Genomic DNA, 26,770 nt, shown 5'->3' with positions numbered 1-26,770 from the left:
CTTCGACGGCAACCGCTCCCGCGGCCACCACTCCGGCGCCCGCGAAGCCCGATGCGGCCGCCGCTATCGCGCCGGCGATGAAGGAATTGTCGCCCTGGGTGATGTTCATGTCGGCGGACATCATCGTGAAGGCGGTGATGATCGGCCTTGCCTTCGCCTCGCTGATGACCTGGACCGTCTTCATCGCCAAGTCGATCGAATTGTCGGTCGCCTCCGGCAAGCTTCGTTCAGCCCTGAAAAAGGTTGCGGAGGCGCGGTCGCTTGCGGAGGCGCAGATGGCGCTCGGCACCAAGGAGGGCGTCCTGTCGTCCTTCCTGGCGGCGGCGCTGCGTGAGGCGCGGATGTCGGCCGGACTGTCCAGCGATGCCGGCATCAAGGAGCGCGCCGCCTCGAGCTTCAACGAGATCGTGCGGGCGGAACAGCGTCGCATCCGCGTCGGTATGGGTGTGCTCGCGACCATCGGCTCCACGTCGCCCTTCGTCGGCCTGTTCGGCACGGTCTGGGGCATCATGAACAGCTTCATCGGCATTTCGAAATCGCAGACCACGAACCTTGCCGTCGTCGCGCCCGGCATCGCCGAAGCGCTGCTCGCCACTGCGATCGGGCTCGTCGCCGCGATCCCCGCCGTCATCATCTACAACCACTTTGCGCGCATGACGAAAAGCTATCTCGAGCTCGTCAGCCGCGGCTCCGGTACGGCGGCGCGGCTGCTCTCGCGCGATCTCGACCGCAGCCACGGCAGCATGCATTCGCGCGCGGCGGAGTGAACCATGGGCGTATCGCTCGCAGACAACGACGTCGATGACGACGATTTCTCGGAAACGCATGACATCAACGTCACGCCGTTCATCGACGTCATTCTCGTCCTGCTGATCATCTTCATGGTCGCCGCGCCGCTCTCGACTGTCGACTTGCCGGTGGACCTGCCGACGTCGAGCGCGACGCCGCAGAAGAAGCCGGACAAGCCGACCTATGTCAGCATCAAGTCCGATCTGACGCTTGCAATCGGAGAAAATCCGGTTGCGCGAGCTGACCTCGCTGCGACGCTCGACGGATTGTCGGAGATGAGCAAGGACAAGTACGTCTTCCTTCGTGCCGACCGCTCGGTTCCTTATGGCGAATTGATGAACGTCATGGAGCTCTTGCGCTCGAGCGGCTATACGCGGGTGAAACTGGTTGCGCTGGAAGGTCCGCCGATGCCTGCGGCGGGCGCTACACAGCCATAGAGGTCCGCTATGTCCGACGGCGAGATCGATCCCAGGCCATCCCGAAAGCTTTGGATCTTAGCTGCCGTGGCAGCGCTTGCGCTCCATCTGGGGGGCGCCGCGCTCGCGCTGGCACATCTGCAGACGGATGACGACGACGATGGTCTGGGCGCAGCCGGCGCCGAGTTCGCAGTCGAGATGGCCTCGCCAAAGGCGCCCGATACCGACCTTCCGCCAGGGCCCGACAGTGAGGCGATGCAGGAGCAGCAGGCGCTTCCCGAGCAGAAGGCCGAGACCAAGGAAACCGAGCTGCCGAAGGACCAGCCGCAGCAGGTCGACGATCCCGATCGGGTTGTCACCGAAAACAACGCGAAGAAACCGCAGGACGAGGATCCGAAGATAGCGGCGATTGAAACTCCCGCGGCGGAAGCATCGCCGAAGTCGGTTGCGACGGCGCGGCAGACACTCGATGAGGATGCGCGCGAGGCCGAGAAGGCCTTGGCGCCTGTGATCGGCATCGGCAAGGACATTCTGAAGCTGACGACCGACTGGAACCGAAAAATCAGCGCGCATCTCAAGCTGCACCAGATTAATCCGGAAGGCAAAGAGAACAGCAATCAGAAAGTGAGGGTAAGCTTCTCTATCAACCGCAGGGGGAACGTGCTATCGGTTGATGTCGTCCAGTCGTCCGGGGATGCCGCCTACGATGCAGCTGCGATCTCGATGGTGCGCAAGTCTGATCCGTTCGAGCCACCTCCCGCCGCATTGACCGAGGATCGCTTCGATCGCACGGTCGAAATCAGTTTTCCGCCGCCGGACGCGAAGAAGAAAAAGAAGTCAGCTCAGCGCCAGTAGAGCCTGATCCCGGCATAGACCACGACCAGGCAGGCAAAGATCAGCGCCACCGGGAGCGGCCGTTTCTGGGGGCCGCCGGCCGCCGTTGCCCCGAAGAAATTGACCTTCTTCGGCTTGGGTGCCGGGCGGCGGAAGGCGGTAACATTGTCCGCCGCGGGTTCGGCCCGGCGGGGGCGGACGTCGGGCGGAGTTCCCGCGCCGCCCATCTCGGCATAGTAGGACTTGTAGATCGCGCCGATCGTGGCCTCGGTGGCGTCACCCTCGCTCATCTGAGCCAAGAGATTCTTGTAGCTTGCGAGGAATTCCTGCGCCTCCGGAGGTAGCGCGGACGACCCGTTGAGCTTGGCCATCATTTTCCAGGTGGCGAAATCGGCGCGGGCGCGGGTGTCGGCACGTCGCGCGATCAGCATATCGGCAGCTTTGACCAAGTCGGCCTCGAGCCCTTCGGCTTGTGTTCGGATGTCGCCGTTCAACTACGCATTGCCGGTCAGAAAGAGAACAGACTGAATCACATAACCGGTCAACGTTCGCAGTATTGCTGAAATAACATCAAGATTTAGACCGAACTGCGAACCCGCCAGAGGCAGCAGGATCAGGAGGCCGATCAGGATCAGCATCCCGAATGGTTCGAGCCGCGCCAGCAGCAAGGCGAGCGGGCGGGGCAACAGCCCGACCGCGACGCGCCCGCCGTCGAGCGGCGGGATCGGCATCATATTGAACACCGCCAATACCGCGTTGATCACCAGCGAATTTTTCAGATTGTCGAAGATCCATTGCGCCGAACCGGCCGGCGCCCAGGGTAGGGCGTGCAGGGCCAGAGCCGCGGCGAGTGCCAGCAGGATGTTGGTGGCTGGCCCGGCCAACGCGACCCAGACCATGTCGAGCCTGGGGTTGTTGAGCTTGCGGAAATTCACCGGCACAGGCTTGGCATAGCCGAACAGGAACGGCGAATGCGCAAACAGCAGCATCGCCGGCAGGATCAGGGTGCCGAACGGATCGATGTGGCGGAGCGGATTGAAGCTGACGCGGCCGAGCTGCCAGGCCGTGTTGTCGCCAAGGCGATGCGCCACGAAGCCGTGCGCGGCCTCGTGAAAGGTGATGGCGAGCACCAGCGGCAGCACCCAGACCGACAGGTCATAGAAGGAAATGTTCACGGCTCGTCTGTCCCGGTTTCGCCTGCGGCCTTGCAACCGTCCCAGCCAAACCGGCGGTGCAGCAACGCTTCACGTCAACATAGGGTGGCCGGTTCCGAAATGCCACGCTGCAAGTGATCGGCGAGCAGGCTGCCAGCCCGCGACAGGTTGCGCGCACGGTGGAGGCGGATATCCGCCACTAGCCGTCGCGCTATACCCGCCGGGCTGCCTGTTCCGCCAATGGGCCGCGGAAGCGCTCGATACCGCCGGCCGGCCCTGGCGCCTCGCCTATGTCAGCCGGACGTTGGCGGCGGCCACCCAGATCGCGGCTGCAGGTCTTGCGGTCACGGTGGTGAAGGCCGGCATCCTGCCCGCTCGCCTTCGCGACCTGACGGGGCGTGATGGCCTGCCGCCGCTGCCGGCGATCCCGCGCGCCGGCCCGATAGGAGGCGGAAGCCGCCCATACCGGCTGCTCGCTCTTCAACAACTCGCCGTCCCCACGTCCCTGCGGGTGCATGGCGATGACGAGGTCGTAGGCTTCGCCAAGTCGCGCCGGCATCGTGGACGTCAATCCGGTCTCGATCTCGACCTGGACCGGCGGATGGTGCTTGGCAAAGCTCGCCAGCAGGGGCGGAATGACGATCGTTCCGTAATCGTCCATCACGCCGAGGCGGACCACGGCTTCGGTCCGGCGTGCATGAATTGCGCCGACCGCTTCCGCGTTGAGGGCTAGGATGCGGCGCGCATAGACGCGCAGTTCGTTGCCCGCGGCCGTCGGCGCGATGCCGGCCCTGTTTCGGTGAAACAGCTTTGTGCCGATCCGCTCTTCCAAACGTCTGATCTGGACGCTGACCGCCGATTGGGTCCGGTTGAGCGCGGTCGCTGCGCGGGTGAACGAGCGATGCTCGGCGACCGCGAGAAAGGCCTTCAGAAGATCAGGTTCGAGATCGGGCGCGCTCATGATGAAAACTTATCCCAGCATGATGGAAATTCCATTCCCTGTTTCGGCGTGCCCCGTATGCTGTTTTCAAGGCTGATCAACGGGAGGAATCGTGGGCGAGATATCCGGCGTTCTGGCTGCTGTGCTGTCGAGCGGGCTGGGCGGCACTTCGATCGGCGCCACGCGCTATCTTGTCAGCGCCATCGATCCGCTGGCGATTGGCTCGTTCCGGTTCGGCATCGGATTCCTCTTGCTGTTGCCCCTGACGCTGCTGCGCGGCGACCGCTGGCCCGAGCGAGGGGACTGGGCCGCCGCGGCCGGGCTCGGCATCCTGTTCTTTGCCCTGTTCCCGATCCTGTTCAATGCGTCGCTCATTTTCACCACAGCCGCGCGCGGCGCACTCGCCTTGTCGACGCTGCCTCTGTTGTCGCTGGTGATCGGGGCCGCACTCGGCGCCGAAGCCCTGACCTGGCGCAAATCGGTCGGCGTCGTGCTGGCGACGCTCGGCGTTGCAATTGCGCTTCTCTCCGATCTGACCTCCGCGCCGACGGGAGCCTGGCGCGGCGATCTCTTGATGATCGCGGCGGCGCTGTGCATGGTGCTGTATGGCATCTGGTCGAAGCCGTTGATCCGGCGCTCCGGTCCGATCGCCTTCACCACCATGAGCATGGCAGGGGCGGCCTGTCTCATCCTGCTCTCATGGGTCCGCGGCAGCTTCGCGCCCGCCGCAGGCTTCGGCGCGCCGCAATGGCTGGCGGCCGTCTATCTCGGCGCCTTCGGCGCGGCGCTGACATTCTATCTCTGGGCCTTCGCGCTGGAACGAACGACACCGACACGCGTCGCGATCTCGGTGACGGTCAATCCAATCACGGCATCGCTGGTCGGCGCCTATTTGCTCGATGAGCCGCTACGCTGGAATCTCGCGGCCGGCATCGTCGCGGTATTCGCAGGGATCTGGATCGCCACGACGACGGGACAGCGAGGAGGGGCCGCGCGCGCGACGCTTCAGACCGATCCTGACGTCACGCCGGGATCGTCGTCGGATATTGCGGCAGGCCGTCGTCGAGCTTGAGCCATGCGAGCTTTTCCGAGACCCAGATGTGCTCGGTCGGCGCAAAGGCGTTGCGGTCGTCGAAGGTGGTGAGCGCGACGCCAGCCAGCGTGCCATTGCGCCGCCAGGAGAACAGGCGCGTGCCGCAACGCTTGCAGAACACGCGGTCGATGTTCTCCGATGACGCATAACGTCCAGTGTCGCCCTCGACGGTCAGCGCTTTCTGGTCGAACTGCGCGCGGGCAAAGAACGGCGAGCCCATCGCCTTCTGGCAGATGCGGCAATGGCAGATGCGGACATTGTGCGGCTCACCTTGCGCCTTGAACCGCACCGCGCCGCACAGGCATCCGCCTTCCCGGATCATGGCTCAGGCCACCCGCCACTCGCCGACCTGGCGCGCCATGGTCCAGTTGAGATTGTCCAGATCGCCGTCCATGTTGGAATTCGCGCGCCTCGTGTTGGTGAAGGCGGCCCAGCGGAAGCCGCCATGAGTCCTGACCGCAATCGTGCTGGTGCCCGGCAGGCTGCCATTGTGCCACCAATTGTCGTACTTGTTGATGCAGAATCCTTTGGCGTAGTCGGGACTGTAGCTGGGCGCGGTGGTCATGACCTGGATGGTGCGCGGCCGCAGGATGTTCGCCGGTCTCGCGTAGCCGTCGACATGCATCAGGAATTGCACGAGGTCCGACGGCGTCGCGATCCAGCCTCCGTGGGAATCCATCCGCCTGACGTTCATGTCGTAGGGACCGTCGCCTTGGCCGTAATAGGCGACCTCGCCAGCCTGGCGCTGGTCGCGCGTGTTGCCGGCGATCGTCATGTCGGTGACGCCGCAGCGCGCGAGCACGTCAGCGCGGACGTGCTCGGCATAGGCCTGGCCGGTGAGCTTCTCGATCACGCGGCCGAGCACGCAATAGCCGAAGTTGGAATAGGCGTAGTGTTGGCCCGGCGGGCGGTCGAGCGGCCGGTTGGCGAGCGTCCAGGCGATCAGCTGCGCATGATCCATCCGCGGATGCGTGAACATGGGATCGCGGTTGTCGTTGCTCCAGCCGCCGGCGGTGTGAGTCAGGAGATGTTCGAGCGTGATCTGGTCGATGCCGGGGGAGTAGGGCGGCGGCCCGTAATCGGTGCCAAGCAGCGCGCCGGGACCGAACACCCGGTCCGTCAGCTTGAGGCGGTTCTCCTCGATCAGGCGGAAGATGGTGACCGAAGTGATCATCTTGCTGACGCTGGCGATCCGGAACAGATGCCGTGGCGTCACGGCCTCGTTACGCTCGCGATCAGCAAGGCCGAGTGCATCCTCATGGACGATCGCACCGGCATAGCCGATCGCGAAGGAGAGCGCTGGCACGTCGTACTTGTCCATGAAGGTCCGCGCGAGCCGCGCCATCGCGCTGCGCTCGGCCGGCGAGGGCGGGCGGATGCTCGGCGGGTTCGGCGCCAATTGTGCGAGCGCACCCGACGACAGCAGCGGCAGCGCGCATGCGCTGGCTGCGAACTTCACAAGATCCCGACGTCCAAGAGCCATGGGCCACCCCCTTGGGCGGCCAATGCTCAGTAGGTCGCCCGTCCCCCGGAAATATCAAACACCGCGCCGGTGGAGAAGGCGCAATCTTCGGATGCGAGCCAGCTCACCATCGCGGCGAGCTCTTCCACCAGCACGAAGCGCCCCTTCGGGATTTTCGACAGCATGAAGTCGATATGCTGCTGCGTCATCTGGTCGAAGATCGCGGTCTTCGCCGCTGCCGGCGTCACCGCGTTCACGAGGATGTCATGTGCCGCCAATTCCTTGCCGAGCGATTTCGTCAGCGCGATCAGGCCGGCCTTGGAGGCCGAATAGTGTGACGCGTTTGGATTGCCTTCCTTGCCGGCGATCGAGGCGATGTTCACGATCCGCCCGTACTTCTGCTTGAGCATCGTGGGCACGATCGCCTTGCAGCAGATGAAGGGGCCGTCGAGGTTGATGCGCAGGACTTTCCGCCATTCATCGAGATCGGTCTCCCAGACCGGTTTGTTGACACCGGCGATGCCGGCATTGTTGACGAGGATGTCGATCTTGCCGAAGGCGGCGAGCGTGGCGTCGCGGGCCTGCTCGACGGCCGCGGTATCGGTGACGTCGACCTTGAAGACTCTGGTCTCGCCGCCGATCTCCTTCGCCGTCTTCTCGGCCAGCGCCGCATCAAAATCCCAGATCGCGACCTTGGCGCCGGAATCGACGAAGCGCTGGGTGATCGCACGGCCAAAGCCCTGCGCGCCGCCGGTGACGACGGCGACGCGGCCGTTGAGATCGATCTTGTTCACCGAGGAATCCCTTTCTCTATCCCTCATGGTGAGGAGCGCGCATTTGCGCGCCTCTCGAACCATGAAGCCCGTAGCCTATCCCTCGAGACGGCGCTATCGCGCCTCCTCGGGATGAGGCTGATCAGAGCATGTAGCCGCCGTCGACGACGAGGTCTACGCCGGTGGTGAAGGCGCTTTCGTCGCTGCCGAGATAGACCGCCATGGACGCGATTTCGTCGGCGGTGCCGAGCCGGCCCATCTTCTGGCGGGAGATGAACATCTCCTTGCCTTGCGGCCCTTGCGCGGCGGCGCGGTCGAGCATCGAGGGCGTCTCGACGGTGCCGGGGCAGATGCTGTTGCAGCGGATGCCCTTGGTGATGAAGTCGAGCGCGACCGCGCGCGTCAGCAGCGACACCGCGGCCTTCGAGGCGCTGTAGACATAGCGGTTGGCCGGCGGCCGCAGCGCCGCGCAGGAGGAGATGTTGACGATGCTTCCGCCACCGCCCGCGAGCATCGCCGGCAGGAACGCCTTGATAGTCCGGTGCATCGACTTGACGTTGAGGTCGAACGAGAAGTCAAAATCCTCTTCCGAGCACTCCAGGATGGTGCCGTGATGCACGAAACCCGCCGCGTTGAGCAGGATATCGATCTTGCCGACACGCTTGGCGAAAGCGTTGACATCGGCGGTGTTGCGGACGTCGAGCTTTGCCGTCTCGGCGATGCCCTCCTTGCTTAAGGGGGCGATGCCGCTCTCGTTGATGTCGGTGGCGATGACGGTCGCGCCTTCGCGCGCGAATGCGATGGCGCATGCGCGCCCGATGCCTGCGGCTGCGGCGGTGACGACTGCGCGCTTTCCCTTGAGGCGGCCTGCCATTTTGTTCTTCTCCTTTGAGGTTTCCGCCGTCATTCCGGGGCGCGGCGCAGCCGCGAGCCCGGAATCCATAACCACGTCGCGCTTGTGGCTTGCCACATTCGCGAAAACAAAGGAAGGCGCGCGTTGCCTTCGTTTAATTGCGCGAATGGCCCGAGGGCCAAGCGCGCCGGGAGTATGGATTCCGGGCCTGCGCCTTGCGGCGCATCCCGGAATGACGATCTTTGCTAGTGATTATCCCGCGCGACGCCAAAGGTGCCGGCGACGTTCTGGTAGCGCGTGGCGAGCTCCATGCAGGCGCCGGTCGATTGCTGGCCGACTGTGTTGCGATAGATCTCCTGCCACGGCGTCTGGTTCGGCGGATGCTTGAAGCCGCCATTGGCCTCAAGCTCGGCGTGGCGCTTCTTCAGCTCGTCGTCAGAGATCAGGATGTTGGCGCTGCCCTTGTTGAGGTCGATGCGCACCTTGTCGCCGGTCTTGAGGATCGCAAGACCGCCATTGGCGGCGGCTTCCGGTGAAGCGTTCAGGATCGACGGCGAGCCCGAGGTGCCGGACTGGCGGCCGTCGCCGATGCATGGCAGGGACAGGATGCCGCGTTTAATCAGCGCGGCCGGCGGCTGCATGTTCACGACCTCGGCGCCGCCGGGATAGCCGATCGGACCGGTGCCTCGGATGAACAGAACGCAGCGCTCGTCGATGTCGAGCGAGGGATCGTCGATCCGCTCGTGATAGTCCTCCGGACCCTCGAACACGATGGCGCGGCCCTCGAAGGCGTTGAGATCCCCAGGGTTGCTGAGGTAGCGGTCGCGGAACTCCTTGGAGATCACGCTGGTCTTCATGATCGCGGAGTCGAACAGGTTGCCCTTCAGCACCAGGAAGCCCGCGTCTTTCACCAGCGGCTGGTCGTAAGCCCAGATCACGTCGTTGTCGGGCGCGCGCGCGTTCTTGCAATTCTCGCCGATGCCGCGGCCGTTGACCGTGACCGCGTCCTCATGGATGCGCTTGTGCTTCATCAGTTCGCGCACCACAGCCGGCACGCCGCCGGCGCGGTGGAATTCTTCGCCGAGATAGAAGCCGGCCGGCTGCATGTTGACCAGCAGCGGCACGTCGTGGCCGACCTTCTGCCAGTCGTCGATCGACAGCTCGACGCCGATATGGCGCGCCAGCGCATTGATGTGGATCGGCGCGTTGGTCGAGCCGCCGATCGCCGAATTGATCACGATGCAGTTCTCGAATGCCTTGCGGGTCAGGATGTCCGAGGGCTTGAGGTCTTCCCAAACCATGTCGACGATGCGTTTTCCCGTCTCATAGGCGATCTGGCCGCGCTCGCGATAGGGTGCGGGGATCGCCGCACAGCCCGGCAGCGAGAAGCCGAGTGCTTCCGCGAGCCCGTTCATGGTCGAGGCGGTGCCCATGGTGTTGCAATGGCCGACCGAGGGCGCCGAGGAGGCCACGATCTCCATGAACTCTTCATAATCGATCTCGCCCGCAGCGAGCCGCTCGCGCGATTTCCAGACGATGGTGCCGGAGCCGGTGCGCTCGCCGGCATGCCAGCCGTTGAGCATCGGGCCGCCCGACAGCACGATCGCGGGTAGGTTGACGGTCGCCGCCGCCATCATGCAGGCCGGTGTGGTCTTGTCGCAGCCGGTGGTCAGCACCACGCCGTCGAGCGGATAGCCGTAGAGGATCTCGACCAGGCCGAGATAGGCGAGGTTGCGGTCGAGCGCGGCGGTCGGGCGCTTGCCGGTCTCCTGGATCGGGTGGGTCGGGAATTCCATCGCAATGCCGCCCGCTTCGCGTATGCCTTCGCGGACGCGGTGGGCGAGCTCGATGTGGTGGCGGTTGCAGGGGGAGAGGTCGTTGCCGGTTTGCGCGATGCCGATGATCGGCTTGCCGGACTGGAGCTCGGCCCGGGTGAGGCCGTAGTTCAGATAGCGCTCCATATAGAGCGCGGTCATGCCCGGATTATGCGGGTTGTTGAACCATTCCTGCGAGCGAAGGTGGCGGCGAGTGCCGTTGCTGGCGGGCGCATGCCCATTGGTTAGTTTTTTTTGTCATTGGTTTCTCCTGCAATGCAAACGCACTGGCGTCCGGATCATGGTGTTGGCTTGTGCGATGCCCAACGGCGCGAGCGATAATCTGCCTTCCCGTTGGCCGGTCGTTTCCTCACAAATCCGATACTAGTCGCGGCTACTTGGTAACGCTATCATTTTGTTCGCCGCAGCAGCGCCGGAAACGGCTGGCCCGTTGTCCGAACGCCGCGATGATGAGCTCTGCCGCTCGATCACCTTGAAGCCGAGATCAAGCACCGGCTGCTCAGGGCGCCGTCCGTCGATCGCCTCGATCAGCATGGTGGCGGCTGTTTTGCCCATCTCGTAACGGTTGGTGCGCACGCTGGTGAGGGTAGGGACCGCGGAAGCCATGAATTCGAGGTCGTTGAAGCCGACGATCGCGATCTGCTCGGGGACGGCGATCTCGCGGCGACGGCATTCGAACAGCACGCCCAGCGCAAGATCGTCATTGGCGCAGAACACCGCATCGATGTCCGGCTCGCGCGCCAGCAGATCGGTGAACAGGGCTCCGCCGAGTGTCACCGAGGTGGGTGTGGCAGTCGTGACGACGAGACGCTGCTCGAACAGGCCGGCGTCTTTCATGGCGGACTGATAGCCGTCCAGCCGCCGCTGTACCCGCGGGTCCATGCGCGCCCCGACGAAGCCGATCTTGCGGTGGCCTTGATCGAACAGGTGGGCGATCGCTGCGCGCGCTGCATCATAGTGCGAAAAGCCGATCATCATGTCGACCGGATTGGGCCCGATCTCCATGATCTGCACGATCGGGCAGTCGGCGGCCTCGAGCATCGCGCGCGATTCCGTGGTCTGGTCGATGCCGGTGACGATGAGGCCGGCCGGCTTCTGCGCAAGAAACAGGCGCAGCAGCCTCTCTTCCTGGAGAATACTGTAGCGTGTGTTGGACAACTGGATCGAGTACCGGCTGCCTTCGGAGGCGTCATAAATGCCGCGCAGCACGTCCGAGAACACGTTATTGGTGAGCGAGGGGATCAGTACACCGATCACTTCGGTGCGTTGCGAGGCCAGTGCGCGTGCCGCGAGGTTCGGCACATAGCCGAGCTCCTTGGCGGCGCTTTCGACCCGCGTCCTTTTGGCGACCGACAGCGCCTCGGGATTACGGAAGAAGCGGGACGCGGTGATCGGGCTGACTCCGGCAAGCTCGGCGACTTCCGCCAGCCGGATTTTGCCTGACTTGGTGCGTTTTCGACCCATTTGCTGCTCTTAACACAGTCACTCCCGCAAACAAAGGAAACGTTGACAGCGCTACCAGCAACGACTAACCAAAGACAAATTGCCAAAGCCGCACAAACTGCTGACAATGTCGCCCGGTATGACCGGGGCTTCGTTCAGCGAAGTTTAGAAAAAACAAGACGGTGGCGGCGCGACAGTTGCGTCGTCGGGTCGGAGGAGGGAGCTAGATGTCGTCTGTGCAAATCCGCGACGTGCGGAAATCGTTCGGCAATTTTGAAGTCCTGCACGGCGTGTCGATTCCGATCGAGGATGGCCAGTTCGTCGTCCTGGTCGGTCCCTCCGGTTGCGGCAAGTCGACGCTTCTGCGGATGCTCGCAGGCCTTGAGAACATCACCTCCGGCACCATCTCGATCGGCGACCGCGTCGTCAACAATGTCCAGCCCAAGGAGCGGGACATTGCGATGGTGTTCCAGAACTACGCGCTCTACCCGCACATGACCGTCGCCGAGAACATGGGTTTCTCGCTGAAGCTGCGGAACGCCGGCTCCGACGAGATCAGCAAGCGCGTCAAGCGCGCCGCCGAAATCCTCGCTCTGTCGCCGCTGCTCGATCGCTATCCGCGCCAGCTCTCCGGCGGCCAGCGCCAGCGCGTCGCCATGGGCCGCGCCATCGTGCGCGATCCGCAGGTCTTCCTGTTCGACGAGCCCTTGTCGAACCTCGACGCCAAGCTGCGCGTCGCCATGCGCACCGAGATCAAGGAGCTGCACCAGCGGCTGAAGACCACGACCGTCTACGTCACCCACGACCAGATCGAGGCCATGACCATGGCCGACAAGATCGTCGTGATGCATGACGGCATCGTCGAGCAGATGGGCACGCCGCTCGAGCTTTACGACAAGCCGGACAACCAGTTTGTCGCCGGCTTCATCGGCTCTCCCGCGATGAACTTCCTCAAAGGCCATGTGCGCGTGAACGGCGTTGCGACCTTCGAGGGACCGAACGGCGTCAAGCTGCCGCTCAAGACCGCGCCGGCGGGCTCTGACGGCAAGCCTGTCGTGTACGGGGTGCGGCCCGAGCACTTCACCATCGCCGACGATGGCGCCGAGGCCGAGATCCTCGTGATCGAGCCGACCGGCTCCGAGACCCAGGTGTTCGCGAAGGTGGGCGGCGAGCAGGTTGTCGCGGTCTTCCGTGAGCGTCACCAGTTCAATCCGGGCGACAAGGTCCGGCTGAAGCCCGATCCGGCGCTGGTTCACCTGTTCGACGAGGCGACAGGCAAACGCATGTAGCGACGAGCGACCAGAAAAACGAACCAAACAAAACATAAAATTGCAGGGAGGATACAATGAGCGATTTCAACAGGCGTGATCTCCTCAAGGCCGGCCTTGGTGGCGCCGCCGTTCTGGCCGGTCCGGGGATCGTCCCGGTCCGGGCTGCGGAGTGGACCAACGTGCCGGAGCCGAATGCCTCCATCCGCGTGCTGCGCTGGAAGCAGTTCATCCAGGCCGAGTTCGACAAGTTCGCCGAGCAGACCAAGAAGTTCTCCGAAAAGACCGGCGTCAAGGTGAAGCTCGAGGCCGAGAGCTGGGAGGACATCCGTCCGAAGGCCGCGGTCGCCGCCAATGTCGGCGCCGGTCCCGACCTGATCATCGGCACGCTCGACGATCCCCACAAATTCCCGGAGAAGCTGATCGACGTCACCGACGTCGCCGACTATCTCGGCTCCAAATATGGCGGCTGGTATCCGGTTGCCGAGCGCTACGGCAAGAAGGGCAATAGCTGGATCGCTATTCCGCAAGGCGCGACCGGCGGCTGCCTCAACTACCGTATCAGCCACATGAAGGCTGCCGGCTTCGACGAATTCCCCAAGGACACCGCCGGCTTCCTCAAGCTGTGCCAGGCGCTGAAGAAGAACAACACGCCGGCCGGCTTCGCGCTCGGACATGCGACGGGCGACGCCAACGGCTGGTGTCAGTGGGCGCTGTGGGCGTTCGGCGGCAAGGTCGTCAACGAGAAGAACGAGGTCGTGATCGACTCGCCGGAGACGATCGCTGCACTCGAATACGTCAAGCAGCTCTATGAGACCTTCATCCCCGGCGTGCTGTCGTGGAACGACAGCAACAACAACAAGGCGTTCCTGAACGGCGAACTCAGTCTTACGCTGAACGGCATCTCGATCTGGACCGTCGGCAAGACATCGTCAGATCCCAAGCAGCAGGAGATCGCCAAGGACATGGACCACGCGCCGATGCCGATTGGTCCCGTCGGCGTGCCGACCGAGCAGCAGAACGTCCTGGTCGCCTACGGCTACAAGCACTCGAAGTATCCGAAGGCGGTGAAGGAATACATCAAGTTCATGTGGGACAAGGAGAACTACGACGCCTGGGAGGTCGCCTCGAACGGCTACGTGTCGCCGCCGCTGCCGGCCTACAACGACAACCCGGTCTGGACGTCGGACCCGAAGATCACCCCGTATCGCGACTGCCTGAAGCGCTGCCGCGACAACGGCTATGCCGGCGATCTCGGCTATGCCTCCGCCGCCGTGATGGGCGACTTCGTCGTCGTCGACATGTTCGCGGAAGCGGCCTCCGGCTCGGCAACACCGAAGCAGGCGGCGGCGCGCGCCGCTGAGCGCGCCAAGCGCTACTACCAGGTCTGATCCGCTACACCGGCGGCGTCCAGTTCGCTGGGCGCCGCCGTCGTCGTTCCGTGAGGGGAGTCCGACATGGCAGTTATGGCCGAGCCCGTTGCCGCGCAGGTCAGGCGCAGCAGCCTGTGGTCAAGAGCGTTCGAAAGCCGAAACTGTCTGGGCGCCATGTTCATGGTGCCAGCCATCGCCATCCTGATCCTGTTTCTGGCCTATCCCCTCGCGCTGGGTTTCTGGCTCGGCATGACCGATACCAAGATCGGCGGAGCCGGGCGCTTCATCGCCTTCCAGAACTTCGTCTCGCTCGCGAAGGACTCGGTGTTCTGGCTGTCGGTGTTCAATACGATCTTCTACACGGTCACCGCGAGCGTCGTGAAATTCGCGATCGGACTTTACCTGGCGCTGCTGCTCAACGAGCGGCTGCCGTTCAAGTCGATGATCCGGGCCATCGTTCTCTTGCCGTTCGTGGTGCCGACGGTGCTCTCCGCGATCGCGTTCTGGTGGATCTATGACAGCCAGTTCTCGATCATCTCCTGGGTGCTGATCAAGGCCGGCCTGATCACGCGCTACATCGATTTCCTTGGCGACCCATGGAATGCGCGCTGGTCGGTCGTCGCCGCCAATATCTGGCGCGGCGTGCCTTTCGTGGCGATCACGCTGCTCGCCGGACTCCAGACCATTTCGCCCTCGCTGTATGAGGCCGCCAATCTCGACGGCGCCACCAACATGCAGCGCTTCCGCCACATCACGCTGCCGATGCTGTCGCCGATCATCGCGGTCGTGATGACGTTCTCGGTGCTGATGACGTTCACCGACTTCCAGCTCATCTACACCATCACGCGGGGCGGACCGATCAACGCCACGCACCTGATGGCGACGCTGTCGTTCCAGCGCGCCATCACCGGCGGCAATCTCGGCGAGGGCGCCGCGATCTCGAACGCGATGATTCCGTTCCTGGTCGCGGCGATCCTGCTGAGCTTCTTCGGGCTTCAGCGTTCCCGCTGGCAGCAGGGCGGGAGGGACTGACGATGACCACGATGGACGACCAAAGCGTCGGAATGTCCTATCTGGAAAGTTTTCCGCGGAAGTTCCTCCGCGTGTACCTTCCGCTCGGCCTCATCATCTTCTTCCTGCTGTTCCCGTTCTATTGGATGGCGGTCGCGACGTTCAAGCCGGACGCGGAGATGTACGACTACGAGAAGTACAATCCGTTCTGGATCGTCCATCCGACGCTGGAGCACATCAGCAAGCTGTTCTTCGACACCGACTATCCGCTCTGGATGTGGAACACCGTGATCGTTTCGGTGTCCTCAACCGTCATCTCGCTGTTCGCCAGCGTCTGCGCGGCCTATGCGATCGAACGGCTGCGCTACAAGGGCTCGCGCTATGTGGGCCTGGCGATCTTCCTCGGCTATCTCGTGCCGCCCTCGATCCTGTTCATTCCGCTCGCCGCGATCGTTTTCCAGCTCGGCCTGTTCGACGGCAATCTGGCGCTGATCCTGACCTATCCGACCTTCCTGATCCCGTTCTGCACCTGGCTGCTGATGGGCTATTTCCGCACCATCCCCTATGAGCTGGAGGAGTGCGCGCTGATCGACGGGGCGTCGCGGCTCCAGATCCTGACCAAGATCACGCTGCCGCTGTCGCTACCGGGGTTGATCTCGGCCGGCATCTTCGCCTTCACGTTGTCCTGGAACGAGTTCATCTACGCGCTGACCTTCATCTCCTCGTCCGAGAACAAGACCATCCCCGTCGGCGCCATCACCGAGCTCGTCAACGGCGACGTCTACCATTGGGGTGCGCTGATGGCGGCGGCGCTGACTGGCTCGGTCCCTGTAGTTATCCTTTATTCCTTCTTCGTGGAGTATTATGTGTCGGCGATGACCGGCGCCGTGAAGGAATGATCGCGGGGCCTGCCTGAGAGCGCGTCAGGAGCGGCGCGTTCGGGCCAATAAGAAGGAGTAGGCTCTTGCACATTCTGGTTCTGGGCGCCGCCGGCATGGTCGGCCGCAAATTGTGTGAACGGCTGCTGCGCGACGGCCGGCTCGGCAAGAGCGACATCACCAAGCTGACCATGCACGACGTGGTCGAGCCCAGGAAGCCCGAGAAGGCCGGTTTTGCCGTCGAGACGGTATCAGGCGATTTCGCCGTCGCCGGTGCAGCCGAAAAGCTGATCGCCGGCCGCCCGGACGTGATCTTCCATCTCGCCGCGATCGTCTCGGGTGAAGCCGAGCTCGATTTCGACAAGGGCTACCGCATCAATCTCGACGGCACACGGATGCTGCTCGATGCTGTCAGGCTCGTCGGCGGCGGCTACAAGCCGCGCGTGGTCTTCACCTCCTCGATCGCGGTGTTCGGCGCGCCATTCCCCGATGCGATCGGCGACGAGTTCTTCCATACGCCGCTGCTCAGCTACGGCACGCAGAAGGCGATCGGCGAACTGCTGCTCGCCGACTATTCCCGCCGCGGCTTCCTCGACGGCATTGGCATCCGCCTGCCGACGATCTGCATCCGGCCCGGCCTGCCCAACAAGGCGGCATCGGGCTTCTTCTCCAACATCCTGCGAGAGCCGCTGGCCGGCAAGGAAGCGGTTCTCCCGGTGTCCGAGGACGTCCGCCACTGGCACGCCACCCCGCGCTCCGCTGTCGGCTTCCTGCTCCACGCCGGCACCATGGATCTCGCAAAGGTCGGCCCGCGCCGCAACCTGACCATGCCTGGCTTTTCGGCAACGGTCGGCGAGCAGATTGCTGCGCTCAAGCGGGTCGCTGGCGAAAAGGTCGCCGCGCGCATCAAGCACGAGCTGGATCCCTTCATCGTCAGCATCGTCGGCGGCTGGCCGCGCAATTTCGAAGCGAAGCGGGCGCGCGAGCTCGGTTTCACCACCGAAGAAAAGACCTTCGACGATATCATCCGCATTCACATCGAAGATGAGCTCGGCGGCAATTTCGTCGCCTGATCTGTGATTGAGCGGGTAGAGTGATGGCGAGCGTTGCTTGCATCGGCGAATGTATGGTCGAGCTCCGGCAGGCCCAAGGTGGACAGTCCAGCGGGCAAGGGCAGGGCGGCGGCCTGTATTCGCGCGGCTTCGGTGGTGACACCCTCAACACCGCAGTCTATCTCGCGCGGCTCGAGGTCAAGGTCGACTATCTCACCGCGCTCGGCGATGATGCCTTAAGCGATGAGATGATCGCGGCCTGGACCGCCGAGGGCGTCGGGACCCGGCGCGTCGTGCGGTTGCCGGGCAAGCTGCCCGGCCTCTACATGATCCAGCTGGATGCGAAGGGCGAGCGCCAGTTCTTCCACTGGCGCGACAGCGCGGCGGCGCGGCAGCTGATGAACCTGCCGGAGACGGACGAGCTGCTCAACTCGCTGATGAGCTACGACATCGTCTATCTCTCCGCGATCACGCTCTCGATCTACGATGCGGCCGGACGCGATCGTCTGTTCGCGGCGATCAAGCGCGCGCGCCTGCTCGGCACGCGCTTCGTATTCGATACCAATTTCCGCGCGCGCGGCTGGCCCGATCGCGATGTCGCGCGCGAGGTGTTTGCCGCGGCCTTCGCGGCCGCCGATATCGTGCTGACCTCGACCGAGGACCTGCTCGCGCTTTATCCCGGCGAGAGCGACGATCAGCTGATGGCGCGCATCCCGACGCCTGAGCTGGTGTTCCGCCTCGCCGAACCGGTGAGCCTGCTGCGCTTCCCCGGCGGCGCCAGCGAAGTCCGTGCCGAACCGATGACCAAGCCCGTCGTTGACACCACGGCCGCGGGCGACAGCTTTGCCGCGGCCTACATCGCCGCCCGGCTCGCCGGTTCCGATCCGGTCGAGGCCGCCCAGGCCGGGCATCGCCTCGCCAGCCTCGTGATCTGCTATCCCGGCGCCATCATTCCGGGCTATGCCATGCCGCCGAAGAAGCGACACCGGCCGGCGACCACACGCCAGGCGACCAAGTGAAACGAAAGCCAAGACCCAAGATAAGATCCACGAGATGACCACGACTGCCCAACAGAACCACCTCGTCGCGCTGTTCAAGGCCGCGACCGTCATTCCCGTCCTCACCATCGAGCGTATCCAGGATGCTGTGCCGCTGGCGCGTGCGCTGGTTGCCGGCGGCGTCCGCACGCTGGAGGTGACCCTGCGCACCCCTGTTGCGATCGAGGCAGCGAGGGCGATAATGGCCGAAGTACCCGAGGCGATCGTCGGCATCGGCACGATTCTCAATCCGGCCGACTTCGCCCGCGTCGAGAAGCTCGGCGTCAAGTTCGGTATCAGCCCGGGCCTGACGCCCGACCTCTTGAAGGCCGCCGCCGACAGCGCCTTGCCGTTCGCGCCGGGCATTGCCACCGCGTCCGAGCTGATGTTGGCGCTCGCCCACGGCCTCGACCTCGCAAAGTTCTTCCCGGCCGAGCAGGCCGGCGGCATCAAGGGCCTCCGGGCGCTCGGCGGGCCCTTCCCGAACGTGCGGTTCTGCCCGACCGGCGGGGTCGGCGAGGCCAATGCGGCGACCTGGCTCGCCGAGCCCAACGTGGTCGCGGTCGGCGGTTCCTGGCTGTGCCCGGCGGCCGAGATCAGGGCCGGGAACTGGGCCGGCATAACTGCCATCTGCCAGCGCACGCTGAAAGCCCTGAAAGCCGCGTGAAGTCTTGCCATCCTTGGGCTAAGACTTAGGTCAGGCAAGAGTTAGTTGGACGACACAGGGAGAAACGACCATGACCGCCAGCATCGTCGGATGGGCGCATACGCCGTTCGGCAAGTTCGACGCCGAGACCGTCGAGAGCCTCGTCACCCGCGTTGCCAATGAGGCGCTGGCGGATGCCGGCATTTCGGCCTCCGACGTCGACGAAATCGTGCTCGGCCATTTCAACGCTGGCTTCTCGCCGCAGGATTTTACCGCCTCGCTGGTGCTCCAGGCCGACCCGAAGCTGCGCTTCAAGCCGGCCACCCGTGTCGAGAACGCCTGCGCCACGGGATCAGCCGCCGTACATCAGGGCCTGCGCGCAATCGCGGCCGGCGCGGCCAAGATCGTGCTGGTCGTCGGCGTCGAGCAGATGACGCGCACGCCGGGACCTGAGATCGGCAAGAACCTGCTCAAGGCATCGTATCTGCCCGAGGACGGTGACACTGTCGGCGGTTTCGCCGGCGTGTTCGGCAAGATCGCCAGCTCCTATTTCCAGAAATACGGCGACCAGTCCGATGCGCTGGCGCTGATCGCGGCCAAGAATCACAAGAACGGCGTCGCCAATCCCTTCGCCCAGATGCGCAAGGATTTCGGCTTCGACTTCTGCCGCGCCGAGAGCGAGAAGAACCCCTATGTCGCGGGACCCTTGAAGCGCACCGACTGCTCGCTGGTCTCCGACGGAGCTGCGGCGCTGGTGCTGGCCGATGCCGAGACCGCCAAGGGCATGAGCAAGTCGATCGGCTTCCGCGCCACCGCGCATGCCCAGGACTTCCTGCCGATGTCCAAGCGCGACATCCTCCAGTTCGAGGGCTGTACGGTCGCCTGGCAGCGCGCGCTGGAGAAGGCGGGCGTCGCGCTCAGCGATCTCTCCTTCGTCGAGACCCACGATTGCTTCACCGTCGCCGAGCTGATCGAGTACGAAGCGATGGGCCTGACGCCGAAGGGGCAGGGTGCCCGTGCCATCAAGGAAGGCTGGACGCTCAAGGACGGCAAGCTGCCGGTCAATCCGTCCGGCGGCCTGAAGGCCAAGGGCCATCCGATCGGCGCCACCGGCGTCTCCATGCACGTGATGACCGCGATGCAGCTTGCGGGACAGGCGCCCGAGGGCATGCAGCTCAAGAACGCGACGCTCGGCGGCATCTTCAACATGGGCGGCGCGGCGGTCGCCAACTACGTCTCCGTGCTTGAGCCGCTGAAGTAGGCTATCGTAGGGTGGGCAAAGGCGCATTTGCGCCGTGCCCACCTTTTCTTGCGCTAGATCATGGTGGGCGCGCCTTGATTTGCCCACCCTACGGCTCCTGAATGATTTGGGGGTAACACATGATGAGCAACGACGACTCGCTTTCTCTCGACGAACTCAACGACCGTATCGCGATCCTTGAGGACAATATCCGGCAGCTCATCGAGCAGGCCGCCGCCGCTTCCGGCGAGCAGAACGAGGCGCGTATCGCCGACCGCATCAACCAGCAGAACGACGAGCTCGAGCGGCTGCTCAAGATCCGCGAATCCCGCCAGAAGAAATAGCGACCGCATCGCCGCGCGGCGCATGCGGCCATACGCCGGCCGCCCTTGCGCGCGCGGCATCACTGCATTTAGCTGGACCGAAATCGCGGGCCGCGCCTTGAGTCCGCGCAATCGGGAGCGAACGAATGGGGCCGCTGAAGGGCATCAAGGTCGTCGACATGACCACCGTGCTGATGGGGCCTTATGCGACCCAGATGCTCGGCGACTACGGTGCCGACGTCATCAAGGTGGAATCGCTCGAAGGCGACGTTACCCGCCTGATCGGCCCGATGCGCCATGCGGGCATGGGCCCGGTGTTCCTCAACACCAACCGCAGCAAGCGCTCGATCTGCCTCGATCTGAAGAAGCCCGCCGGCCGTGAGGCCGTGCTGCGGCTTCTGAAGGACGCCGACGTTCTCGTCTACAATGTCCGCCCGCAAGCGATGGCGCGGCTCCAGCTGGGCTATGATGTCGTTTCCGAAATCAACCCGCGCCTCGTCTATGCCGGCGTATTCGGCTTCGGCCAGGACGGGCCCTATGCGGCGAAGCCCGCCTATGACGACCTGATCCAGGGTGCCACCGCGCTGCCGGCACTGATGGCGCAGACCGGCGACGGCGTGCCGCGCTACGTGCCGAATGCGCTGGTCGACCGTATCGTCGGCCTCACTGCCGTCGGCGCGATCTGCGCCAGCCTTGTGCACCGCGACCGCACCGGACGCGGCCAGCGCGTCGACATCCCGATGTTCGAGACCATGGCCGGCTTCGTCATGGGCGATCACATGGGTGGGCTCACCTATGAGCCGCCGCTCGACAAGGGCGGCTATGCCCGCCATCTCTCCCGCGACCGCAGGCCCTACAGGACGTCGGACGGCTATCTCAGCGTCATCGTCTACAACGACAAGCAGTGGGAGAACTTCTTCAAGGCCACGGGTCGCGACGACCTGCGCGCTGATCCCAAATTCGCGAATTTCGCCGGCCGCGCCGCCAATATCGACGTCGTCTATGCCGAGCTCGCCCGCATCTTCGAGACGCGCACCACGGCCGAGTGGATCGACCTGCTGACCAGGGCCGACGTGCCGGTCATGCCGATGCACGACCTCGCGTCGATCCTGCACGACGAGCATCTGGAGGCGACCGGCTTCTTCCCGGTCGTCAACCATCCGACGGAGGGCCCGATCCGCAGCATGAAGGTGACGGCGAGCTGGTCGGAGACGGAAGCCGAGCCTGTCCGGCTGGCGCCGCGGCTCAACGAGAACGGCGAGGAGATCCTGCGCGAGATTGGCTACTCCGCCGATGAGATCGCAGCCATGGTCCGCGACGGCGTCACGCGTTCGCCGCCGGAGTAGGGAGAAGGGGATGGCAACCATTCTCTCAGCCGTCATTCCGGGGCGCGCCCACTTGGGGCGCGAGTCCGGAATCCATTTATCCTCTAAACATGCCGTTCTATGGATTCCGGTCTCGCGACGTTGTCGCGCCCCGGAATGACGACAGCGGGGTTTACACCATGAGCTTCATCACCGGCGTCGGCCTCACGCCCTACGGCAAGCATGAAGGCTCGTCCTCGCTCGACCTGATGAGCAAGGCTGCCCAGCTCGCGCTCGACGATGCCGGCCTGAAGCGCGCCGACATCGACGGCATTCTCTGTGGTTACTCCACCGTCTCGCCGCACATCATGCTGGCCACCGTGTTCGCCGAGCACTTTGGTATCCGCCCGAGTTACGCCCATGCCGTGCAGGTCGGCGGCGCGACAGGGCTTGCGATGACCATGCTCGCCCATCACCTCGTCGTATCGGGCGTCGCGCGCAACGTGCTCGTGGTTGCCGGCGAGAATCGTCTTACCGGGCAGAGCCGCGACGCATCGATCCAGGCATTGGCGCAGGTCGGCCATCCCGAGTACGAGGTGCCGTTAGGGCCGACCATTCCCGCCTATTACGGCCTCGTCGCCACCCGCTACATGCACGAATACGGCGTGACCGAAGAAGACCTCGCCGAATTCGCAGTGCTGATGCGCGCGCACGCCTGCACCCATCCCGGCGCGCAATTCCACGATCCCATCACTGTCGCCGACGTCATGGCCTCGAAGCCGGTGGCGATGCCGCTGAAACTGCTCGATTGCTGCCCGGTCTCCGATGGCGGTGCGGCCTTCGTCATCAGCCGCGAGCGAACCGGTGAGGCCGGCGTGCGCATCCGCGGCTGCGCGCAGGCCCACACCCATCAGCATGTCACGGCCGCGCCCGGCTTAAGCGAGCTCGGTGCCGAGATTTCCATCGCGCGCGCCAGGGAAGCCACGGGCCTTGCGATCTCCGACGTGCGCTACGCCGCGATCTACGACAGCTTCACCATCACTCTTGCCATGCTGCTGGAAGACCTCGGTCTGGCCGGACGGGGCGAAGCGGCCGCCCGCGTGCGCGCCGGCCATTTTGCCCGCGACGGCGCGATGCCGCTCAACACCCATGGCGGCCTCCTCAGCTATGGCCATTGCGGTGTCGGCGGCGCCATGGCGCATCTGGTCGAGGCGCATTTGCAAATGACGGGACGGGCGGCGAATCGCCAGGTGCGGGACGCCTCGATCGCCCTATTGCACGGCGACGGCGGCGTGCTGTCGTCCCACGTGAGCATGTTTTTGGAGCGGGTGCGATGAGCGAGCATCTAGCGGACTGGACCAAGGGCGAAGAGGCCATCACCTACCAGACCTGCGGCGCCTGCGGCCATGTGCAGTATTTCCACCGCGCCTTTTGCGCGGCCTGCGGCGCGTCCGGCCCGCGCGAGCGGCGCGCCAGCGGCAAGGGCAGGGTCTATGCGACCTCGCTGGTCTGCCGCGCCGCCACGCCCGAGACGCGCGCGCACGTGCCCTACAACATCCTGCTGGTCGATTGCGCCGAGGGCTTTCGCATGATGGCGCATGGCGAGACCGGTCTTGCCATCGGAGATGCGGTCAATGCGAGCTTCAAGCCGTTTGCCGGCAAGCTGGTGCCGTTCTTCACGAAGAAAACCTAGAGCGTTTTCGAACGAAATGGATGCCGGTGCGCGTAAAGAAAACGCGTAAAACTAGAATCTAGAGCCCCGTTCCGGTTTCATCGGAACGGGGCTCTAACGGGCTTCGTCATTCGGGGGCGGTCCAGAGGACCGAGCCTGGAAACGGGATTCTGGGCCTGGCTTGTGCGAGAGCCACCCCGGAATGACGAAAACGCTGAACTAACGCCCGTAGAACAATATGCTGGCGATGACGAGCATCGCTGTCACCGCCAGCATATGCGCGAGCGCTCCCGAGGCCGCCCCCTTGGTGGCTTCCTTCATGCCTTTTTCTCCCTAGACTTGGGCGTGACTCATCGTTGCGCGCGCTGCGCACCCGACGGCCAATCGTTTTTACTCGGAACACCCCACTTCGAGGATTCACCGCGATTTGTCCCCACGCGGTGAATATCGACTGTATCAAGGTCGATCAGCAATGCGGCGGCAATTTGACTCGATATTGTTGCTCCTGCGTCGTTGCGCGCATAGAATTTTGGCGGACCTTATCCCGGCAACGACAATAAGCGCCGCAAGCGCAAGGAAAAACGTCAGGTAAATCATGGCCCGTATCGACTACAGCGACTCCTCCAAGGCGTCCGACCGCACCCGCGAAATCCTCGACAAGAACCGCAACGCCAACATCTTCCGCATGATGGCGCACTCGCCGAGCTATTTCGAGCAGTACTGCCGCCTCGGCGGCGCCATCCGCCACAAGGGCGAGCTCGATCCGGTCGTGCGCGAGCTCGCGATCACGCGCACCGGCATTTTGTGCGAAGCGCCGTACGAGATCATCGCGCACAAGCGTATCGGCAAGAATGTCGGCGTAACCGACGAGCAGAACGAGGCGCTTGCGAACTGGCAGGCCGCGATGTGCTTCAATGAGGTGCAGCGCGCCGCGCTCGCCTTCACCGACGAGATCGTGAAATTGAAGAAGCCGACGGATGCGACCTTCAAGGCGATCGCATCGAAGCTGACGCCGGCCGCGCTGGTCGAACTCCAGCTCTCGGTCGGTTTCTACATCATGACGTCGAAATTCCTGGAGACCTTCGAGATCGATCTCCAGCCGGTCACGGAAGTGGTGGGCTGACCCAAAAGCTGCGGCGAGGGATGCCGATGACGATCGATGAATACGCGGCCTGGGCCGCAACGATTGCGAAAGTCGATGAGCGTCCGTCCAACGAGCGGCTGTCCTATCTCGGGCTTGGCCTCGCCGGCGAATCCGGCGAGGTCGCCGACCACATCAAGAAGTTGCTGCGCGATGATTGGCTCGATCGAGCGGGTCTCGTCGATGAGCTCGGCGACGTCATCTATTACTGGGCTTGCCTGTGCGCGGCGACCGGCCAGAAACCATCCGAATTGCTCAAGGCAAGCGCTGCCAAGATCAGCCGGCGGCTGGGCGAGGCTGCGAGCCGGTGAGGCAAGATGTGAGTTGAGGGCTCGGTTCGCCTCTCCCGTAGGGAGAGGTGGAGGACCTCGGGCGCCGCTCACGTCGACGTCAAAATATCTACCTTGGCGTTGGCGACGATTAGGCGATCGGCCAGCAACTGCGCCAGGTTGCGCATGACGCGCTCGCTGGCGCGCGGGTGCTGCTTGCGGAAGCGCTCGAAATCCTTCAGCGAGACTTCGAACGCGGTCGCCGCCATGTCCGCGAAGACGTCGGCGGAGCGCGTCGGCTCCAGCAGCGCCATCTCGCCGAAGGCCATGCCGGCGGTGAGCGTCGCCAGCCGCACGCCGTCGGGCAGCGTGACATGCACGGCGCCGCTGCGCAGGAAGAACAGGGAATCGGCTTTAGCGCCGGTGGTGAGGATCTTAGCGCCGGATTGATAGGTGCGGATCGTGCAGATCGAGGCCAGATCCGTCAGCTCTTCGTCAGTGAAGCCTGCAAGCAGCGGCTGCTCGGCAAGCTCCGTTGTCTCGTGAAAGTCGATCGAGCCGCCATAGCGATAGACGATCTGGTCTTCGGCCCATTCGATCGCGGTATCGAGCAGATAGAAGTCGCGGACGTTCTTCAGCTCGGCGGTCCATTCCCGCAACGTATTCCATTCCTTGGAGGCGCGCCTGACGCCTGACAGCACCACCGTGACATTCAGCGCCGCCAGCTCCTCGAACGCCTCGGCCACAAGGCGCGCACCGGCGCGCGTGGTGGACGTGACCCGGTGCAGGTCGAAAATCACCAATTGCGGCCGCGGCTGCCCCGCGAGCCGGCGCGTCACGTAGTCAACGGCCGACAGCGATAGGGTCCCGACCAGCTCGATGACCCGCACCTCCTGCTCGTGGGCGGCCAGGATCTCGCGCTCCTGCGGGCGGCGGACACGGCGGGATGGACTCTTGCCGATGTCGTAGTCAGCGATAACAGCGTTGCGCGCATCGTCGCTGCGGTTGAGCATGTGCAGGTCGTAATGCGAGGACAACGCCTCGCAGACCTTGATGCCGCGCACGCTGTTGCCGTGCTTGTCGAGTCTTGGCGAATAGCTGCCGAGCCCGAGGCGGGCGGGCAGGGCGGCCAGAATGCCGCCGCCGACGCCGCTCTTGGCGGGGATGCCGATCCGGTAGATCCATTCGCCGGCATAGTCGTACATGCCCGACGACGTCATCACCGACAGCGTGCGCGAGATCGCGTAGGGCGTCAGCACCTGCTCGCCCGTGACAGGATTGACTCCGCGATTGGCGAGCGTTGCCGCCATCACCGCGATGTCGCGCGCGGTGACCAGCACGGCGCACTGCCGGAAGTAGACGTCGAGGACACCAGCGACATTGTCCGAGATCACCGCATTGGTTTTCAGGAGATAGCCGATGGCGCGGTTGCGGTCACCGGTCTGGCTTTCCGAGCTGTAGACGGCCTCGTCCACATCGAGCTCGCGTCCGGCAAAGCGGCTGAGCGCGAGGCGGATCTGCTCGAAGGCTTCAGCGCCTTTGCTCTCGTAAATCAGCCCGGTGCAGGCAATCGCGCCGGCATTGACCATCGGGTTGAACGGATGGTTCTCGGAATTGAGCCGGATCGAGTTGAAGGGATCGCCCGAGGGCTCGACGCCGATCGCACTCTCGACCCGCGCGGCGCCGAGCAGGTCCAGCGCCAGCGCGAACACGAAGGGTTTTGACATCGACTGGATGGTGAAGGGCACCCGGCTGTCGCCGACCTCGTAGACATGGCCGTCCAGCGTCGCCAGGCTGATGCCAAAATGGGCAGGGTCGGCCTTGCCGAGCTCGGGGATGTAGTCGGCCACATTGCCGGAGGTTTCGGCCGAGAATTCGCTGAGACAAGCCTCCAGAAACCGCAGCAAGGGCGGCTTCGAGCGGGTCCAGGCGGAGGCGAGAGGCGAGAGCGGTTTCATCGCCTC

General features: G+C 64.2%; 27 protein-coding genes and 1 pseudogene. 18 read left to right on the top strand and 10 right to left on the bottom strand.

All coding sequences use genetic code 11. The features are described 5' to 3' along the window. From exbB to AC630_RS31765, 3 genes are all read left to right on the top strand, one after another. Window positions 1-767 (top strand): tonB-system energizer ExbB (exbB, locus tag AC630_RS31775; RefSeq protein WP_245330575.1); only part of this gene is annotated, 767 nt, incomplete at its 5' end. Window positions 768-770: 3 nt separating this feature from the next. Further along, window positions 771-1,226 (top strand): TonB system transport protein ExbD, encoded by a 456-nt coding sequence (exbD, locus tag AC630_RS31770; RefSeq protein WP_074122400.1) that lies wholly within the window; start codon window positions 771-773, stop codon window positions 1,224-1,226. 9 nt (window positions 1,227-1,235) lie between these two features. Then, window positions 1,236-2,060 (top strand): TonB family protein, encoded by an 825-nt coding sequence (locus tag AC630_RS31765; RefSeq protein ID WP_074122399.1) that lies wholly within the window; start codon window positions 1,236-1,238, stop codon window positions 2,058-2,060. Here AC630_RS31765 and AC630_RS31760 read toward each other — a convergent pair. From AC630_RS31760 to AC630_RS31745, 3 genes are all read right to left on the bottom strand, one after another. Further along, window positions 2,048-2,470, bottom strand: a complete 423-nt coding sequence (locus tag AC630_RS31760; protein WP_074122404.1) for a hypothetical protein — start codon at window positions 2,468-2,470, stop codon at window positions 2,048-2,050. The genes AC630_RS31765 and AC630_RS31760 overlap by 13 nt on opposite strands. A gap of 63 nt (window positions 2,471-2,533) precedes the next feature. Beyond that, the gene (locus AC630_RS31755; protein WP_074122398.1) at window positions 2,534-3,214 is read right to left on the bottom strand and encodes a site-2 protease family protein; all 681 of its coding nucleotides are present in this window, start codon (window positions 3,212-3,214) and stop codon (window positions 2,534-2,536) included. Between the two features lie 190 nt (window positions 3,215-3,404). Next, the gene (locus AC630_RS31745; RefSeq protein WP_245330574.1) at window positions 3,405-4,154 is read right to left on the bottom strand and encodes a LysR family transcriptional regulator; all 750 of its coding nucleotides are present in this window, start codon (window positions 4,152-4,154) and stop codon (window positions 3,405-3,407) included. 91 nt (window positions 4,155-4,245) lie between these two features. On the opposite strand from AC630_RS31745, the gene AC630_RS31740 reads away from it, so the two are divergent. Next, window positions 4,246-5,205: a DMT family transporter gene (locus tag AC630_RS31740; RefSeq protein WP_245330573.1), complete on the top strand. Its 960-nt coding sequence runs from the start codon at window positions 4,246-4,248 to the stop codon at window positions 5,203-5,205. On the opposite strand, the gene AC630_RS31735 is transcribed toward AC630_RS31740, so the two are convergent. The 6 genes and pseudogenes from AC630_RS31735 to gntR form a co-directional block, all read right to left on the bottom strand. Further along, window positions 5,156-5,548 carry a GFA family protein gene (locus AC630_RS31735; protein ID WP_074122397.1) on the bottom strand — a complete coding sequence of 131 codons (393 nt, stop codon included), beginning with the start codon at window positions 5,546-5,548 and terminating at the stop codon, window positions 5,156-5,158. The genes AC630_RS31740 and AC630_RS31735 overlap by 50 nt on opposite strands. Before the next feature lie 3 nt (window positions 5,549-5,551). Then, window positions 5,552-6,709 carry a serine hydrolase domain-containing protein gene (locus AC630_RS31730; RefSeq protein WP_074122396.1) on the bottom strand — a complete coding sequence of 386 codons (1,158 nt, stop codon included), beginning with the start codon at window positions 6,707-6,709 and terminating at the stop codon, window positions 5,552-5,554. Between the two features lie 26 nt (window positions 6,710-6,735). Then, on the bottom strand, window positions 6,736-7,482 hold the full coding sequence (locus tag AC630_RS31725) for an SDR family NAD(P)-dependent oxidoreductase (protein ID WP_074122395.1): 747 nt from the start codon (window positions 7,480-7,482) through the stop codon (window positions 6,736-6,738). A 121-nt stretch (window positions 7,483-7,603) separates the two neighbouring features. Continuing rightward, the gene (locus AC630_RS31720; protein ID WP_074122403.1) at window positions 7,604-8,335 is read right to left on the bottom strand and encodes an SDR family oxidoreductase; all 732 of its coding nucleotides are present in this window, start codon (window positions 8,333-8,335) and stop codon (window positions 7,604-7,606) included. 224 nt (window positions 8,336-8,559) lie between these two features. Next, window positions 8,560-10,383: pseudogene (locus tag AC630_RS31715) on the bottom strand (IlvD/Edd family dehydratase); the annotation flags it as partial. 129 nt (window positions 10,384-10,512) lie between these two features. Next, complete coding sequence (gene gntR, locus AC630_RS31710) at window positions 10,513-11,613, bottom strand: HTH-type transcriptional regulator GntR (RefSeq protein WP_074122394.1); 1,101 nt, start codon at window positions 11,611-11,613, stop codon at window positions 10,513-10,515. 206 nt (window positions 11,614-11,819) lie between these two features. Between gntR and AC630_RS31705 the strand changes: the two genes are divergently transcribed. The 14 genes from AC630_RS31705 to AC630_RS31640 all read left to right on the top strand — a co-directional run bounded on the left by AC630_RS31705 (window position 11,820) and on the right by AC630_RS31640 (window position 24,848). Continuing rightward, complete coding sequence (locus tag AC630_RS31705) at window positions 11,820-12,881, top strand: ABC transporter ATP-binding protein (RefSeq protein WP_074122393.1); 1,062 nt, start codon at window positions 11,820-11,822, stop codon at window positions 12,879-12,881. A gap of 56 nt (window positions 12,882-12,937) precedes the next feature. Continuing rightward, the gene (locus AC630_RS31700; protein ID WP_074122392.1) at window positions 12,938-14,251 is read left to right on the top strand and encodes an ABC transporter substrate-binding protein; all 1,314 of its coding nucleotides are present in this window, start codon (window positions 12,938-12,940) and stop codon (window positions 14,249-14,251) included. Between the two features lie 66 nt (window positions 14,252-14,317). Continuing rightward, complete coding sequence (locus AC630_RS31695; RefSeq protein ID WP_083636462.1) at window positions 14,318-15,265, top strand: carbohydrate ABC transporter permease; 948 nt, start codon at window positions 14,318-14,320, stop codon at window positions 15,263-15,265. 2 nt (window positions 15,266-15,267) lie between these two features. After that, entirely contained in the window at window positions 15,268-16,143 is an 876-nt protein-coding gene (locus AC630_RS31690) for a carbohydrate ABC transporter permease (RefSeq protein WP_074122391.1), read from the top strand. 65 nt (window positions 16,144-16,208) lie between these two features. Beyond that, window positions 16,209-17,195, top strand: coding sequence for a D-erythronate dehydrogenase (denD, locus tag AC630_RS31685; protein ID WP_074122390.1), 987 nt, complete (start codon window positions 16,209-16,211; stop codon window positions 17,193-17,195). A 23-nt stretch (window positions 17,196-17,218) separates the two neighbouring features. After that, the gene (locus AC630_RS31680; protein ID WP_074122389.1) at window positions 17,219-18,193 is read left to right on the top strand and encodes a sugar kinase; all 975 of its coding nucleotides are present in this window, start codon (window positions 17,219-17,221) and stop codon (window positions 18,191-18,193) included. Window positions 18,194-18,227: 34 nt separating this feature from the next. Then, entirely contained in the window at window positions 18,228-18,878 is a 651-nt protein-coding gene (eda, locus tag AC630_RS31675; RefSeq protein WP_074122388.1) for a bifunctional 4-hydroxy-2-oxoglutarate aldolase/2-dehydro-3-deoxy-phosphogluconate aldolase, read from the top strand. Between the two features lie 70 nt (window positions 18,879-18,948). After that, window positions 18,949-20,118, top strand: a complete 1,170-nt coding sequence (locus AC630_RS31670) for an acetyl-CoA acetyltransferase (RefSeq protein ID WP_074122387.1) — start codon at window positions 18,949-18,951, stop codon at window positions 20,116-20,118. Window positions 20,119-20,240: 122 nt separating this feature from the next. Beyond that, the gene (locus AC630_RS31665; RefSeq protein WP_074122401.1) at window positions 20,241-20,441 is read left to right on the top strand and encodes a hypothetical protein; all 201 of its coding nucleotides are present in this window, start codon (window positions 20,241-20,243) and stop codon (window positions 20,439-20,441) included. Window positions 20,442-20,566: 125 nt separating this feature from the next. After that, window positions 20,567-21,766, top strand: coding sequence for a CaiB/BaiF CoA transferase family protein (locus AC630_RS31660; protein ID WP_074122386.1), 1,200 nt, complete (start codon window positions 20,567-20,569; stop codon window positions 21,764-21,766). 158 nt (window positions 21,767-21,924) lie between these two features. Next, a complete protein-coding gene (locus AC630_RS31655) occupies window positions 21,925-23,061 on the top strand; it encodes a thiolase family protein (protein WP_074122385.1) in 1,137 nt (378 codons plus the stop codon). Then, window positions 23,058-23,417 carry a Zn-ribbon domain-containing OB-fold protein gene (locus tag AC630_RS31650; protein WP_074122384.1) on the top strand — a complete coding sequence of 120 codons (360 nt, stop codon included), beginning with the start codon at window positions 23,058-23,060 and terminating at the stop codon, window positions 23,415-23,417. Before AC630_RS31655 ends, AC630_RS31650 begins: the two co-directional genes overlap by 4 nt. 574 nt (window positions 23,418-23,991) lie before the next feature. Continuing rightward, window positions 23,992-24,519, top strand: coding sequence for a carboxymuconolactone decarboxylase family protein (locus AC630_RS31645; RefSeq protein WP_074122383.1), 528 nt, complete (start codon window positions 23,992-23,994; stop codon window positions 24,517-24,519). Between the two features lie 26 nt (window positions 24,520-24,545). After that, complete coding sequence (locus tag AC630_RS31640) at window positions 24,546-24,848, top strand: nucleoside triphosphate pyrophosphohydrolase family protein (protein ID WP_074122382.1); 303 nt, start codon at window positions 24,546-24,548, stop codon at window positions 24,846-24,848. A 68-nt stretch (window positions 24,849-24,916) separates the two neighbouring features. Here AC630_RS31640 and glsA read toward each other — a convergent pair whose 3' ends face one another. Then, the gene (glsA, locus tag AC630_RS31635; RefSeq protein ID WP_074122381.1) at window positions 24,917-26,764 is read right to left on the bottom strand and encodes a glutaminase A; all 1,848 of its coding nucleotides are present in this window, start codon (window positions 26,762-26,764) and stop codon (window positions 24,917-24,919) included. Window positions 26,765-26,770 lie beyond the last annotated feature (6 nt).

This window comes from Bradyrhizobium sp. AS23.2, assembly GCF_001908185.1.
In the GTDB taxonomy this organism is placed as follows: Bacteria; Pseudomonadota; Alphaproteobacteria; order Rhizobiales; family Xanthobacteraceae; genus Bradyrhizobium.
Note: the sequence above shows the minus strand (reverse complement) of the source record. Positions and strands in the feature narration are given on the sequence as shown.

Excerpts from the sequence above, each read along its gene's own strand:
- AC630_RS31650 (WP_074122384.1), top strand. The coding sequence starts at position 23,058 with ATGAGCGAGCATCTAGCGGACTGGACCAAGGGCGAAGAGGCCATCACC.
- AC630_RS31660 (WP_074122386.1), top strand. The coding sequence starts at position 20,567 with ATGGGGCCGCTGAAGGGCATCAAGGTCGTCGACATGACCACCGTGCTG.
- AC630_RS31745 (WP_245330574.1), bottom strand. The coding sequence starts at position 4,154 with ATGAGCGCGCCCGATCTCGAACCTGATCTTCTGAAGGCCTTTCTCGCG.
- eda (WP_074122388.1), top strand. The coding sequence starts at position 18,228 with ATGACCACGACTGCCCAACAGAACCACCTCGTCGCGCTGTTCAAGGCC.
- gntR (WP_074122394.1), bottom strand. The coding sequence starts at position 11,613 with ATGGGTCGAAAACGCACCAAGTCAGGCAAAATCCGGCTGGCGGAAGTC.
- AC630_RS31655 (WP_074122385.1), top strand. The coding sequence starts at position 21,925 with ATGAGCTTCATCACCGGCGTCGGCCTCACGCCCTACGGCAAGCATGAA.
- AC630_RS31730 (WP_074122396.1), bottom strand. The coding sequence starts at position 6,709 with ATGGCTCTTGGACGTCGGGATCTTGTGAAGTTCGCAGCCAGCGCATGC.
- AC630_RS31700 (WP_074122392.1), top strand. The coding sequence starts at position 12,938 with ATGAGCGATTTCAACAGGCGTGATCTCCTCAAGGCCGGCCTTGGTGGC.
- exbD (WP_074122400.1), top strand. The coding sequence starts at position 771 with ATGGGCGTATCGCTCGCAGACAACGACGTCGATGACGACGATTTCTCG.
- AC630_RS31645 (WP_074122383.1), top strand. The coding sequence starts at position 23,992 with ATGGCCCGTATCGACTACAGCGACTCCTCCAAGGCGTCCGACCGCACC.
- AC630_RS31695 (WP_083636462.1), top strand. The coding sequence starts at position 14,318 with ATGGCAGTTATGGCCGAGCCCGTTGCCGCGCAGGTCAGGCGCAGCAGC.
- AC630_RS31680 (WP_074122389.1), top strand. The coding sequence starts at position 17,219 with ATGGCGAGCGTTGCTTGCATCGGCGAATGTATGGTCGAGCTCCGGCAG.
- AC630_RS31705 (WP_074122393.1), top strand. The coding sequence starts at position 11,820 with ATGTCGTCTGTGCAAATCCGCGACGTGCGGAAATCGTTCGGCAATTTT.
- AC630_RS31690 (WP_074122391.1), top strand. The coding sequence starts at position 15,268 with ATGACCACGATGGACGACCAAAGCGTCGGAATGTCCTATCTGGAAAGT.
- AC630_RS31720 (WP_074122403.1), bottom strand. The coding sequence starts at position 8,335 with ATGGCAGGCCGCCTCAAGGGAAAGCGCGCAGTCGTCACCGCCGCAGCC.
- glsA (WP_074122381.1), bottom strand. The coding sequence starts at position 26,764 with ATGAAACCGCTCTCGCCTCTCGCCTCCGCCTGGACCCGCTCGAAGCCG.
- AC630_RS31765 (WP_074122399.1), top strand. The coding sequence starts at position 1,236 with ATGTCCGACGGCGAGATCGATCCCAGGCCATCCCGAAAGCTTTGGATC.
- AC630_RS31640 (WP_074122382.1), top strand. The coding sequence starts at position 24,546 with ATGACGATCGATGAATACGCGGCCTGGGCCGCAACGATTGCGAAAGTC.
- AC630_RS31735 (WP_074122397.1), bottom strand. The coding sequence starts at position 5,548 with ATGATCCGGGAAGGCGGATGCCTGTGCGGCGCGGTGCGGTTCAAGGCG.
- AC630_RS31665 (WP_074122401.1), top strand. The coding sequence starts at position 20,241 with ATGAGCAACGACGACTCGCTTTCTCTCGACGAACTCAACGACCGTATC.
- AC630_RS31760 (WP_074122404.1), bottom strand. The coding sequence starts at position 2,470 with ATGCTGATCGCGCGACGTGCCGACACCCGCGCCCGCGCCGATTTCGCC.
- AC630_RS31670 (WP_074122387.1), top strand. The coding sequence starts at position 18,949 with ATGACCGCCAGCATCGTCGGATGGGCGCATACGCCGTTCGGCAAGTTC.